Genomic DNA, 12,489 nt, shown 5'->3' with positions numbered 1-12,489 from the left:
TCGCACCCCCACAAGGCAAACCCGATGAACCAGAAGCAATTGCTGCGCCCGGTGGCCGATGCCGCCGCCCTGGCCGCGCCGCTGGCGAACTACAACACCGCCGATGCGGTGGAATTCCTCAACACGCTGGAACTGGGCCGCGCCGCGGAAACGCTGGCTGCGCTGCCGTTGCCGCGTGCGGTGAAGATGCTGGAAGCGCCGGAGCTGCACCGCAGCGGCGAGCTGGTGGCCGCATTGCCGCCGGCCCGCGCCGCCGCACTGCTCGGGCTGATGGCCGATGACCGGGCCACCGACATCGTCCACGAACTGGACGAAGAAGAACGCGCACGGCTGATCCCGCTGCTCGGTACCGATGCCCGCCAGGCCATCCAGAAGCTGCTCAGCTACCCGCCGAACACCGCCGGTGCGCTGATGACCACCGAGTACGTGGCCGTGCCCGCCAGCTGGACCGTTGCGCAGACCCTGCAGCACATCCGCCAGGTCGAGCGAACCCGCGAGACGGTGTACGCGATCTATGTGCTGGACCCGACCAGCCAGCAGCTGCAGCAGGTGGTGACCATGCGCCGGCTGATCACCGGCCTGCCGGAGGAGTCGATCCTGGACGTGGCCCAGGTCAACCCACCGGTGACGGTGGACGCGCTGATGGACCAGGAAGAAGTGGCCCGGCTGATCCGTCGCCACGACCTGCTGGCGATCCCGGTGGTCGATGCGCAGCAGCAGATGCTTGGCATCGTCACCGTCGATGACGTACTGGATGCGCTGATCGAGGAATCCACCGAGGACGCGCACAAGTTCGGCGGCATGGAAGCGCTGGACAAGCCGTACATGCAGATCGGCTTCTTCGAGATGCTGCGCAAGCGCGCCGGCTGGCTGAGCGTGCTGTTCCTGGGTGAGATGCTGACCGCCAGCGCGATGCAGCACTACGAGGACGAACTGGCACGCGCGGTGGTGCTGACCCTGTTCATTCCGCTGATCATGAGTTCAGGCGGCAACTCCGGTTCACAGGCCACCTCGCTGCTGATCCGCAGCCTGGCGCTGCGCGAACTGCGCCTGCGCGACTGGTGGAAGGTGGCCATCCGCGAGATTCCGACCGGCATGGTGCTGGGTGCCATCCTCGGCTGCCTGGCGATCGTGCGCATCGTGATCTGGCAGCTGGGCGGCCTGCATGACTACGGCGAGCACTGGATCCTGCTGGCGATCACCATTGGCGCGGCACTGGTCGGCATCGTCACCTTCGGCTCGCTGTCCGGCTCGATGCTGCCGTTCATCCTCAAGCGCCTCGGCTTCGACCCCGCCAGCGCCTCGGCCCCGTTCGTCGCTACGCTGGTGGACGTGACCGGGCTGGTGATCTACTTCAGCATCGCCGCGATGATCCTGCACGGCACTCTGCTGTAACTGCTCTGGTAGGTGCCCACCTTGGCGGGCACGCGCCACGGTCACTCGGGGGTCAGATCCCTTTCCCGAGGAAAGGGATCTGACCCCATCGCCCTGGAATTTGGTTACCGTAGGCGCATGAGCACCTACCACCTGCAGTCTGTGTTCCGTCCGCAGTCGGTCGCGGTGATCGGCGGAAGCCCGCGTGAGCGTTCGGCCGGCCGCGCGGTGATGCGCAACCTGCGCGGCACCGGCTTCCCGGGCAAGGTGGCGTGGATCAACCCGCGGCATGCCGAGATCGATGGCATCCGCACGATCAAGCGGTTGAAGGATCTGGACTGGGTACCGGACCTGGTGGTCATCACCGCACCGGCGGCGATCGTGCCGCAGGTGGTGCGCACCGCCGCCGAACGCGGCGTGCAGGCCGCGATCATCCTTACCGCGCACCTGGGCGAAGGCCCGGGCTCGTTGTCTGCACAGGTCGAGGCGGTGGCGCGCAAGCATGGCCTGCGCATCCTCGGCCCGCACTGCCTGGGCGTGATCGCACCGCATGCACGGCTCAACGCGAGCATCGCCGCGCACTTCCCGCAGGCTGGCGACCTCGCGCTGATCTCCGAATCCTCGGCCATTGCCGCCGCGCTGGTGGAGTGGGGTGTAGCGCGCTCGGTCGGCTTCTCCGCCGTGGTGTCGCTGGGCGACACGATGGACGTCGACTTTGGCGACCTGCTCGACTACTTCGCCACCGACTACCGCACCCGCGCCATCCTGCTGTATGTCGAGCAGATCAAGGACGCGCGCAAGTTCATGTCGGCCGCCCGTGCCGCCGCGCGCGCCAAACCGGTGGTGGTGGTGAAGTCCGGCCGCGCCGAGCGCGTGCAGCCGGGCAGCCGCGATACCCATGTGCAGGCACTGGCCCGCGCCGACGACGTGTACGGCGCCGCGTTCAACCGTGCCGGACTGCTGCGCGTGGGTGCGCTGGATGAACTGTTCACCGCTGCCGAATCGCTGGGGCGGTTGGGCACCTTCCCGGGCCGCCGCCTGGCGATTCTCAGCAACGGCGGCGGCGTCGGTCGCCTTGCCGTGGACCAGCTGATCGCATTGCGTGGCACGCTGGCCAACCTGTCCGACAGCACGGTCGAAAAGCTCGACGCCGTACTGCCGCAGGGCTGGTCGCGCAGCAATCCGGTCGACATCGTGGTCGACGCCGATGGTGAGCGCTATGCCGCCGCCATCGAAGCGCTGCTGGCCGACAACGAGAACGACGCGGTGATGGTGGTCAACGTGCCCACCGCCTTCACCTCGTCCGCAGACGCTGCGCAGGCGCTGACCCGCACGCTCGGCCTGCGCCCGCGCCATCACCGCGACAAGCCGGTGTTCGCAGTCTGGCTGGGCAACGATGACCAGGCCACCGCCACGCTCAACGCAGCACGGGTGCCGACCTATCCGACCGAGGCTGAAGCGGTGCGCGGCTTCCAGCATCTGGTGCGCTACCGCGAGGCGCAGAACGCGCTGATGGAGACGCCTCCCAGCCTGCCGCAGGACTTCAGTGTCGACGCGGCGGCCGCACGCACGCTGGTCGATGCCGCGCTGGCCAACGGCCAGCAGTGGCTGGACCCGCTGGCCACGCATGAGCTGCTGAAGGCCTACGGCATTCCGTCGGCGCCGGTGATGCACGCGCGCGATGCGCACGAGGCGATGGACCTGGCGCAGCCGCTGTTGGAGCGTGGCGCCAGCGTGGCGCTGAAGATCCTGTCACCGGACATTCCGCACAAGTCGGAAGTCGATGGCGTGCGCCTGAACCTGACGACGCTGCCGGCAGTGCAGAGCGCCGCCAACGCAATCCTCTCGCGTGCGCGCCAGCTACGGCCGGACGCGCGCATCGATGGCCTGCTGGTGCAGCCGACCATCATCCGACCGAAGGCACGTGAGCTGATCGTCGGCATTGCCGATGACGCGACCTTCGGCCCGGTCATTGTGGTCGGTCGCGGCGGCACGGCCGTGGAAGTGATCAACGACAAGGCACTGGCATTGCCACCGCTGGATCTGCGCCTGGCCCATGAGCTGATCGGGCAGACCCGTGCCTCGCGCATCCTCAAGGCCTACGGCGATGTGCCTGCAGCCGACGAACGCGCACTGGCCCTGGCGCTGGTGAAGCTGGCACAACTGGCCGCAGACATTCCCGAAGTGCGCACGCTGGACATCAACCCGCTGTTGGTCGACAGCAAGGGCATTCTTGCCCTCGACGCACGCGTGGCGGTGGCGCCGTCGCGCATCCTGCACAAGGGCCGTGGCCATCCGCGCTTCTCGGTGTTCCCGTATCCCAAGGAGTGGGAGCGGACCATCGAACTGTCCGATGGCGGACGCGCGTTCGTGCGCCCCGTGCGTCCGGAAGACGATGCACTGTTCCGTGCGTTCTTCGCCCGTGTCAGCGACGAGGACCTGCGGCTGCGCTTCTTCCAGTCGGTGAAGCACTTCAGCCACGAATTCATCGCGCGTCTGACCCAGCTGGACTATGCGCGCTCGATCGCACTGGTGGCGATCGAACCGCGCAGTGGCGAGATGCTCGGTGCGGTACGCCTGCACGCCGATGCCGATTACCACCGCGGCGAGTACGGCATCCTGATCCGCTCGGACCTGAAGGGCCACGGCATCGGCTGGCGGTTGATGGCGATCATGATCGAGTACGCCAAGTGGCTGGGCCTGGACGTGGTCGAAGGCCAGGTGCTGCGCGAGAACAGCACCATGCTGGCGATGTGCCAGAGCCTGGGGTTCAGGATGAAACTCGACCCGGACGACCCGACGGTGATGATGGTGACCCTGCCGGTGCAGCAGGTTGAGGTGCCCCAAACGCCTTTGTAGAGCCGAGCCCACGCTCGGCTGCCCCTGCGCCTGAGCCGAGCATGGGCTCGGCTCTACAGCATCAGCGCACCGGCTCCACCACCACTGCGGTGCCATAGCACAGCACCTCGGTCAGCCCGGTCATTACATCGGTGGCGTCGTAGCGCATGCCGATGATCGCGTTGGCGCCCAACTGTCGCGCGTGCTTGACCATGTCGCGGCAGGTTTCCTCGCGCGCCTGTTCGCACAGTTCGGTGTAGATGGTGATGTTGCCGCCGAACAGGGTCTGGATGCCGCCGAGGAAATTGCCGACGATCGAGCGCGAGCGCACGGTGATGCCGCGTACCACGCCGAGGTTGCGCACCACGCGATGGCCGGGCAGCTCGAAGGCGGTGGTGACCAGCGCATCGTCGAAACGCAGCGCGGGCGGGGACGTGGGGCTGCTGTTGTAGGGGTCTGCCATGGTCGCGCCCGTGTCGTAGAGTCGAGCTTGCTCGACTCTACAGTGCAATCACCCGTTGCGGCATGGTGCCGTCACCCCGCCGGCGCGACAATAGCCCCATGACCGACCGTATCCCCCTGTTGCTGCTGCCTGGCCTGCTCAACGATGCCGAGCTGTGGCGCGCGCAGTTGGCAGACCTGGCCGACATTGCCGATTGCACCGTGGGTGACCAGACCCGTGGCGAGACCCTGCAGGCAGTGGCCGAGGATGTGCTGGCACAGGCACCGGAGCGCTTTGCGCTGGCCGGCTTCTCGCTGGGTGGCTTCGTCGCCCAGCAGATCCTGCGCATCGCTCCGGAGCGCGTAGTGCAGTTGGCGCTGGTTGACACCTCGATCCACGCCGACTCACCGGAGCGCGCCGAGCAGCGCCGCAGCCAACGCGCCAGCGTGCGCCTGCCGGGCAGGTTCCACGGCTTCGGCGATGCGCTGATGCGCAGCTACATCGACGCCTCGCGGCTGGACGACTACGTGCTGGTGCAGCGCGTGCGCGACATGACCGCCCGCCTGGGGGCGGAGGTATTCCTGCGCCAGAGTGCGCTGGAGCGGCGCGACGGCCATGACGTGCTGGCGGGCTACCGCGATCCGCTGCTGATCGTGTGCGGTGCCAACGACCGCATCACGCCGCTGGCGGTGAGCGAGGAAATGCATGCGTTGGTGCCGCATTCGCAGCTGGTGGTGGTGCCCGATTGCGGGCACCTGGCGCCGATGGAGAAGCCTGAAGAAGTCAGTGCAGCGATGCGTGGGTGGTTGCTGCAGGGCACGGAGTGAACGGTAGGTGCCGACCTGGGTCGGCACGCTGTTTCAACGATCAATCACAGGTCAGTGCCGACGCAGGTCGGCACCTACCGATTCGGTTCCGCAACCGCGGTCGCCATCAATCCCAGGCCGGCGCAATGCCTTCCGGATTGGCCAGGCGGTGCCCCCGATCCAGCTTGGCGATCTGCGCCATGTCCTCGTCGGTCAGCCGGATCGCGGCCGCGTCCAGGTTGCTGGCCAGGTTCTCGCGCTTGGTCGAAGACGGAATGACCGAGTAACCCTGCTGCAGGGCCCAGGCCAGTGCGATCTGCGCGGGCGTCGCCTGGTGGCGGCCGGCAATGGCCTGGATCACCGGGTCCTTGATCACCTCGCCATACGCCAGGCTCATGTAGGCGGTGATGTGGATGCCGTTGTCCTGCAGGAACTTCACCAGCAGGCGGTTCTGCAGGTACGGATGGATCTCGATCTGGTTGGTGGCGATCGCATCGGCGCCGAGGATGTCGATCGCCTTGCGGGTCTGGGCGATGGTGAAGTTGGAGATACCGATCGCCCTGGTCAGCCCCTGCGCCTTGGCTTCGGCCAGCGCCGGCAGGTACTCCTCCATCGGCACGTCGACCTTGTCGTTCGGCGAGGGCCAATGGATCAGTGCCAGGTCGACGCGGTCGGTGCGCAGCTTTTCGAGGCTGGTACGCAGGCTGGCCAGCAGCGCATCGTGCTTGAACTCGGAGATCCACACCTTGGTGGTGAGGTACAGATCATCACGCGGCACGCCGGACTCGGCGATGGCCTGGCCGACTTCGGCTTCGTTGCCGTAGATCTGCGCGGTATCGACGGCGCGGTAGCCGACATCCAGTGCATTGCGCACCGAGTCGATCACGGTCTGGTCTTTCAGGCGGAAGGTACCAAGGCCAAAGGCGGGAACAGTCATGGAAAGCTCCAAGGGGGGAGGGAGTTGCAAGGGAAAGAGGGTAGGACAGGTGCCGTATGCATGCCGGCAACGCTGCATTGCATGGATCAGTGCGCGGCCACGGCGATGCCGTCGGCACGATCCTCGATGCCATCACGACGGTCCAGGCGGCCGCTGAGCACGGTCAGCGCATAGGCGCCCAGTACCACCAGCGCGCCGAGCCACGGCGTGTGCATCAGGCCGACGTGCTCCACCACCAGGCCGCCCAGCGAGGCGCCCAGCGCGATGCCGATGTTGAAGGCGGCAATGTTCAGGCCCGAGGCCACGTCGGTGGCCTGCGGTGCATAGCGCTGCGCCTGCTTGACCACATAGACCTGCAGGCCGGGCACGTTGCCGAATGCCACGGCGCCCAGCGCCAGCACGGTCAGCAGCATCAGCCAGGCGTTCCAGGCGGTGAAGGTGAGCGCGAACAGCACGATGGCCAGCAGCGCGAAGATACGCTTGAGCGCGGGCACCGGGCCCATGCGGTCGGCCAGGCGCCCGCCCCACAGGTTGCCGATCGCCACCGATACGCCGTACACCAGCAGCACCAGGCTGACCGCGTTGGCCGAGAAACCGGTGACGTCCTGCAGGATGGGCGCCAGGTAGGTGAACGCCAGGAAGGTGCCGCCATAACCCAGCGTGGTCATCGCATAGACCAGCAACAGGCGCGGCTGGGCGAGCACCGCCATCTGCTGGCGGAAGCTGGACGGGGCGCTCTGCGGCACGCTGCGCGGCACGAACAGCAGCGCGCCCAGCAGTGCGATCACACCGAGCCCGGCCACGGCCAGGAAGGTGGCGCGCCAGCCCAGGTGCTGGCCGATGAAGGTGCCCAGCGGCACGCCAGTCACCAGCGCTACGGTCAGGCCGGTGAACATGATGGCGATGGCACTGGCTGCCTTCTCCTTCGGCACCACCGCGGTGGCGATGATCGAGCCGATCGAGAAGAACACGCCATGTGCCAGGCCGGTGAGGATGCGCGCGGCGATCAGCGACGTGTAGCCCGGCGCCAGGAAGGCGATGACGTTGCCGACGGTGAACAGCACCATCAGCGCCACCAGCAGGGTCTTGCGCGGCACGCGGCCGGTCAGCGCGGTCAGCACCGGCGCGCCGATCGCTACACCCAGCGCGTACAGCGACACCAGCAGCCCGGCCGAGGGCAGGCTGACCTGCAGGTCGGCGGCGATGGTCGGAATCAGGCCGACGATGACGAACTCGGTGGTGCCGATGGCGAAGGCACCGAGGGTCAGGGCCAGCAGGGCAAGGGGAATGCCACGGATCATGGCAGGCTCCAGAGGGAAGGAAGGCGCGCAGTGTGCGCGGTCCACCTTTGCCTAAAAACCCATCTTCACGCCAATCACTCTTGCCGCGTGGTCAATAATGGCGGCATGAAAACCACCCTCGATGAAATGCAGGCGTTCCTGACGGTGATCGACAGCGGTTCGATCAGCGCCGCGGCCGAGCAGCTGGGGCAGACGCCCTCCGGCGTCAGCCGTGCGCTGGGGCGGCTGGAGGACAAGCTGGGCACCACCCTGCTGACCCGCACCACGCGCCGCCTGCACCTGACCGCCGAGGGCGAAGCTTACCTGCGCCATGCCCGGGCGATCATCGACGCGGTGGAATCGGCCGAGGAACAGATGGCCGCCCGCCGCGAGCGCCCGGCCGGACGCCTGCGCGTGGATGCGGCGATGCCGTTCGTGCTGCATGTGATCGCGCCGCTGGTCGCCGGCTATCGTGCGCGCTATCCGGAAGTGCAGCTGGAGTTGAACAGCTCCGAGCGCTACATCGACCTGCTGGAACGGCGCACCGACCTGGCGATCCGGATCGGGCCGCTGGCCGATTCCACCCTGCATGCGCGGCCGTTGGGCCGCTGCCGGCTGCGTCTGGTGGCCAGCCCGGCCTATCTGGCCGCACATGGCGAACCGGCCAGCGTGGCGGCGCTGGGCCAGCACACGCTGCTCAGCTTCAACGAACCGGAATCATTGAATCACTGGCCACTGCCGGGCGATGCCGATGGCCTGCTGCGGGTGCACCCGGACATCGCGGTGTCCAGCGGCGAGACGCTGCGCCGGCTGGCAGTGGAAGGCGTGGGCATCACCTGCCTGTCCGACTTTGTGACCGACCGCGACCGCGCCGCCGGCACGCTGGTGCCGGTGCTGTCTGCGCAGACGCTGGACGTGTACCAGCCGATCCATGCGGTGTACTACCGCAACACCGCCGTTTCGGCGCGGATCAGTTCGTTCCTGGACTACCTGGGTGAAGCAATGGCGCAGAGCGATTACCTGCGTTGATGTGCGCCCAGCGCAGGCTCGGCTCTACAGAGCCCGGAACGATTGACGGCCCGGTGTAGAGCCGAGCCCGCGCTCGGCTGCCTGCAAAGGATCAGGCTGCGCGCGCCAGCGCATCCTTCGCTGCGGCGGCGGTCGACAGATCGAACACATCCACCGCATCGATCAGCCGGTTCGCCTGCTGTTCCAGGCTGCGCGCGGCGGCACTGGCCTCCTCCACCAACGCGGCATTCTGCTGGGTGGTGCCATCCATCTGGATCACCGTCTGGCTGACCTGCTCGATGCCAGCGCTCTGTTCCTGCGAGGCCGCGGAAATCTCGGCCATGATGTCGGTCACGCGCTGCACCGACGCCACGATCTCGGCCATGGTGTCGCCCGCCTCGCGCACGCGCTGCGCGCCATGGCCGACCTGTTCCACCGAGGCCTCGATCAGTGCCTTGATCTCCTTGGCGGCGGCGGCCGAGCGCTGCGCCAGCGTGCGCACTTCGCTGGCCACCACCGCAAAGCCGCGACCCTGCTCGCCCGCGCGTGCGGCTTCCACTGCGGCGTTCAACGCCAGGATGTTGGTCTGGAAGGCGATGCCGTCGATCACGCTGATGATCTCGGCGATCTGCCGCGACGAGGTCTCGATCGCACCCATCGTCGCCACCACCTGGCCGACCACGCTGCCGCCGTGCGAGGCGACCGTATGCGCGCCGATCGCGAGCTGGTTGGCCTGGCGTGCGTGTTCGGCGTTCTGGCGCACGGTGGAGGTCAGTTCCTCCATCGAGGCAGCGGTTTCTTCCAGGTTGGCGGCCTGCTGTTCGGTGCGGCGCGACAGGTCATTGTTGCCGGCGGCGATCTCTGCGGCGGCGGTGTGGATGTTGCCGGAGGCGTGCTTGATGTCGGTGACGATGGTCGCCAGCTGCGCGGCGGTGGTGTTGGCGTCACCGGCGATGCGCGCGAACACGCCCTGGAAATCACCGTGCATGCGCGCGCCCAGACGGCCGTCGGCAATCGCGCGCAGCATGCTGGAAACCTCGCCCAGGTTCAGCTCGGTGGCCTGCATCAGGCGGTTCAGGCCGTCGACCATCGCGCGGAAGTCATGCTCGAAGCGCGCGCTGTCGCCACGCTGGCTGAAGTCGCCGGCGGCGGCGGCTTCGGCCAGGCGGCGGATCTCGCCGTTGATCATGCCGAGATTGGCCTTGGCGGTATCCAACGCATTGGTGATCACGGCCTTTTCGCCGGGCAGGCGTTCCATGTCCTGGCTGAGGTCACCGACGGCGTAACGCCCCATGATCGCGATCGCGCGCATCTTCACCTGGATGTGCGCATCCACCAGCGTGTTGCTGTCGGCCACCATGGTGCCGAAGGCGCCGGGGAAGGCGCTGGCGTCCATGCGGTGGCTGATGGTGCCGGCCTCATGCGCCTGCGCCATCGCGGCCTGTGCATCCAGCACGCCGCGCAGTGTCGACTGCACCGCCTGCATGGCCTGCGCGAGGCGACCGATCTCGTCGCGGCTGCGCACCTGCACCACATGCTGCAGATCACCGGCGGCCACCGCACGGGCGGCGGCTTCCACTGCCAGCACCGGCTGCACCACGGCACGCCGCAACCACCAGGCCAGGCCCATCAGCAGCAGCACCGCGGCCAGCACGGTCAGCGCCGCGCACAGCAACAACGTCTGCCGTGCCTGCTGAGAACGCGCGGCCACCGCCGCTTCGGCCACCTGCGTGGCGTGCGTGCTCAGCGCATCCAGTGCCGTCGCCACCGGGCGATCCTTGCCGCGCACGAGGTTGTCGCCGGCGGCGGGGTCGTAGCCGGCCTCTGCAAATGCCTGCAGGGCAGCGTGATAGTCCTTCTGCAACTGCGCGTGCAGGCCGATGAAGGCCTTTGCGAGTTCACGCGTGCGCGCGTCCGGGCTGGTCACCAGGCCCTTGGCCAGCTGCTCGACCAGACGGCCCTCGCTGTCGAAGGCATCCAGATGGCGCTGGCGCAGGGCATCGTCGTGGCCGCGCAGCAGCACGTTCTTCCATTCCTGCACCTGGCCGCGGAACTCGCGCTGCAGGCGTTCTGCATCGCGGCTGTGCGCAACTTCGGGCGGAACCTCGGTGGACAGTTTCAACCAGGCGGTGGCCAGGCCGGCGAGGGCGCACAACAGGACCACGGCCAAGCCAACGGAGACCGCACCAAGCAGCTTGGACTGCAGGCGCGGTGCACGGACAGACGCATTCATGTGGAAGGACTCTCGGGAAGGGGCGATTCGGTATCGACCCGCGCCACTCTGCTCTGAAGTGCGACGTGAATCACATTCCCGTTTCATTTAGCGATGTGAAGGAAACATTTAATAGGACATATGTGTCCATATGGAACGAAAGCAGACCCTCGACAGGTGATTTAAATGTAACTATGGTAGTTACATGAAATCAGCGAACCCCCTCTCCGATGCGCTGCACGTGATGGCCCACCTGGTTGGCCAGCCGGGCCCGCGCACCTCCGAACAGCTGGCCGCGTGCCTACCGACCCATCCGGTGGTGATCCGCCGCCTGCTGGCGCAGATGCACAAGGCCGGGTTGGTGAACAGCACGCGTGGCCATGGCGGTGGCAGCCAGCTGGCACGCGATGCCGCCACGATCACCCTGCACGACATCTATCTGGCCGTCGGGGCGCCTGCGCTGGTGCAGGTCGGCACGCGGAATGCCGGCCAGGGCTGCCCCATCCAGCAGCTGGTCAACAACGCCCTGCTGGAGGGCGCGCGCGAGGCGCAGCGGGTGCTGGAAGCGCGCCTGCAGGCGACCACGCTGGACCAGCTCGGCGCCGACTTCGCCCGTCATCTCGCCCATCACCGCTCGCTGGAAGGTCACCATGAATCCTGATGTGCTCATCGTCGGCGGCAGCTATGCCGGCATCGCCGCCGGACTGATCCTGGCCCGTGCCCGCCGCCCGGTCACGGTCATCGACGCCGGATTGCCGCGCAACCGCTTCGCCAGCCATTCGCATGGCGTGCTGGGGCTGGATGGCACCAGTGGCGCCGAGCTGCTGAAGACCGCGCGCCAGCAACTGCTGGACTACCCCAGCGTACGCTGGCTGCACGCCGAGGCCGTGCAGGCATCCGCCACCGCCGCAGGCGTCGAAGTGCACACCGCTGACGGCCAGGTGCTGGCTGCTCGCAAGCTGCTGCTGGCCAGTGGTATCACCGACCAGCTGCCGGAGCTGCCGGGGCTGGCCGAGCGCTGGGGCAACACCGTGCTGCATTGTCCCTACTGCCATGGCTACGAAGTGGGTGGTGGCGCAATCGGTCTGCTTGGTGGGCACCCGATGTCCGCCAGCAAGGCGCCGCTGTTCGCCGATTGGGGAAATGTCACCTTCTTCAGCCAGGGCCTGCCGATCACCGATGAGGAGCGGGCCGCCATGCAGCAGCGCGGCGTGCAGATCGAGACCGCGCCGGTGGTGGGCGTGCAGGGCGAACAGCCGACCTGGCTGGAAGTGGAGTTGGCTGATGGCCGCCGCATCGCGCAACGCGCGCTGTTCGTGCCGGCCACGCAGACGATGGCGACGCCGCTGGTGCAGCAGCTGGGCTGCACCCTGGTGGAAAGCCCGCTGGGCGTGCTGATCGAGGTCGATGCGATGAAGCAGACCTCGCTGCCGAACGTGTACGCTGCCGGCGATGCAACCACGGTTGGCAACATCACCCTGGCTGCTGCCGAGGGCGTGCGTGCGGGCATCGGCGTGCACCACGCGCTGGTGACTGAAGACAGCGTGGCGCGCTGAACGTGTTCCGGTGGGTGCCGGCCTTGGCCGGCACCG

Annotated in this window: 10 protein-coding genes; 6 read left to right on the top strand and 4 right to left on the bottom strand. The window is 67.5% G+C overall.

What is annotated here, in order from left to right:
- Positions 1-24 precede the first annotated feature (24 nt).
- Together mgtE and AC5P8Z_RS18030 are read left to right on the top strand one after the other, a co-directional pair.
- Positions 25-1,395: a magnesium transporter gene (mgtE, locus tag AC5P8Z_RS18035; protein ID WP_286070338.1), complete on the top strand. Its 1,371-nt coding sequence runs from the start codon at positions 25-27 to the stop codon at positions 1,393-1,395.
- Between the two features lie 117 nt (positions 1,396-1,512).
- Positions 1,513-4,233: a bifunctional acetate--CoA ligase family protein/GNAT family N-acetyltransferase gene (locus AC5P8Z_RS18030; RefSeq protein WP_495229667.1), complete on the top strand. Its 2,721-nt coding sequence runs from the start codon at positions 1,513-1,515 to the stop codon at positions 4,231-4,233.
- A gap of 61 nt (positions 4,234-4,294) precedes the next feature.
- On the opposite strand, the gene AC5P8Z_RS18025 is transcribed toward AC5P8Z_RS18030, so the two are convergent.
- A complete protein-coding gene (locus AC5P8Z_RS18025; RefSeq protein ID WP_495229666.1) occupies positions 4,295-4,675 on the bottom strand; it encodes a YbjQ family protein in 381 nt (126 codons plus the stop codon).
- 98 nt (positions 4,676-4,773) lie between these two features.
- On the opposite strand from AC5P8Z_RS18025, the gene AC5P8Z_RS18020 reads away from it, so the two are divergent.
- Complete coding sequence (locus tag AC5P8Z_RS18020; protein WP_495229665.1) at positions 4,774-5,481, top strand: alpha/beta fold hydrolase; 708 nt, start codon at positions 4,774-4,776, stop codon at positions 5,479-5,481.
- Positions 5,482-5,587: 106 nt separating this feature from the next.
- Here AC5P8Z_RS18020 and dkgB read toward each other — a convergent pair whose 3' ends face one another.
- Positions 5,588-6,397 carry a 2,5-didehydrogluconate reductase DkgB gene (gene dkgB, locus AC5P8Z_RS18015; RefSeq protein ID WP_295567519.1) on the bottom strand — a complete coding sequence of 270 codons (810 nt, stop codon included), beginning with the start codon at positions 6,395-6,397 and terminating at the stop codon, positions 5,588-5,590.
- A gap of 86 nt (positions 6,398-6,483) precedes the next feature.
- Entirely contained in the window at positions 6,484-7,698 is a 1,215-nt protein-coding gene (locus AC5P8Z_RS18010) for an MFS transporter (RefSeq protein ID WP_286070335.1), read from the bottom strand.
- Positions 7,699-7,803: 105 nt separating this feature from the next.
- On the opposite strand from AC5P8Z_RS18010, the gene AC5P8Z_RS18005 reads away from it, so the two are divergent.
- Positions 7,804-8,706: a LysR family transcriptional regulator gene (locus AC5P8Z_RS18005; RefSeq protein WP_286070334.1), complete on the top strand. Its 903-nt coding sequence runs from the start codon at positions 7,804-7,806 to the stop codon at positions 8,704-8,706.
- A 91-nt stretch (positions 8,707-8,797) separates the two neighbouring features.
- On the opposite strand, the gene AC5P8Z_RS18000 is transcribed toward AC5P8Z_RS18005, so the two are convergent.
- Positions 8,798-10,918, bottom strand: coding sequence for a methyl-accepting chemotaxis protein (locus tag AC5P8Z_RS18000; RefSeq protein ID WP_495229664.1), 2,121 nt, complete (start codon positions 10,916-10,918; stop codon positions 8,798-8,800).
- A 184-nt stretch (positions 10,919-11,102) separates the two neighbouring features.
- Here AC5P8Z_RS18000 and AC5P8Z_RS17995 point away from each other — a divergent pair, with 184 nt between their 5' ends.
- Positions 11,103-11,558, top strand: coding sequence for an Rrf2 family transcriptional regulator (locus AC5P8Z_RS17995; RefSeq protein ID WP_286070332.1), 456 nt, complete (start codon positions 11,103-11,105; stop codon positions 11,556-11,558).
- On the top strand, positions 11,548-12,453 hold the full coding sequence (locus AC5P8Z_RS17990) for an NAD(P)/FAD-dependent oxidoreductase (RefSeq protein ID WP_286070331.1): 906 nt from the start codon (positions 11,548-11,550) through the stop codon (positions 12,451-12,453). Before AC5P8Z_RS17995 ends, AC5P8Z_RS17990 begins: the two co-directional genes overlap by 11 nt.
- The last annotated feature ends 36 nt before the right edge of the window (positions 12,454-12,489 follow it).

The sequence above is a fragment of the Stenotrophomonas sp. YJH_SMC_17 genome, assembly GCF_059371655.1.
This window is presented reverse-complemented; position numbering and strand designations above follow the sequence as displayed.

Coding starts and splice junctions, on each gene's coding strand:
- mgtE (WP_286070338.1), top strand. CDS start 25: ATGAACCAGAAGCAATTGCTGCGCCCGGTGGCCGATGCCGCCGCCCTG.
- AC5P8Z_RS18030 (WP_495229667.1), top strand. CDS start 1,513: ATGAGCACCTACCACCTGCAGTCTGTGTTCCGTCCGCAGTCGGTCGCG.
- AC5P8Z_RS18025 (WP_495229666.1), bottom strand. CDS start 4,675: ATGGCAGACCCCTACAACAGCAGCCCCACGTCCCCGCCCGCGCTGCGT.
- AC5P8Z_RS18020 (WP_495229665.1), top strand. CDS start 4,774: ATGACCGACCGTATCCCCCTGTTGCTGCTGCCTGGCCTGCTCAACGAT.
- dkgB (WP_295567519.1), bottom strand. CDS start 6,397: ATGACTGTTCCCGCCTTTGGCCTTGGTACCTTCCGCCTGAAAGACCAG.
- AC5P8Z_RS18010 (WP_286070335.1), bottom strand. CDS start 7,698: ATGATCCGTGGCATTCCCCTTGCCCTGCTGGCCCTGACCCTCGGTGCC.
- AC5P8Z_RS18005 (WP_286070334.1), top strand. CDS start 7,804: ATGAAAACCACCCTCGATGAAATGCAGGCGTTCCTGACGGTGATCGAC.
- AC5P8Z_RS18000 (WP_495229664.1), bottom strand. CDS start 10,918: ATGAATGCGTCTGTCCGTGCACCGCGCCTGCAGTCCAAGCTGCTTGGT.
- AC5P8Z_RS17995 (WP_286070332.1), top strand. CDS start 11,103: ATGAAATCAGCGAACCCCCTCTCCGATGCGCTGCACGTGATGGCCCAC.
- AC5P8Z_RS17990 (WP_286070331.1), top strand. CDS start 11,548: ATGAATCCTGATGTGCTCATCGTCGGCGGCAGCTATGCCGGCATCGCC.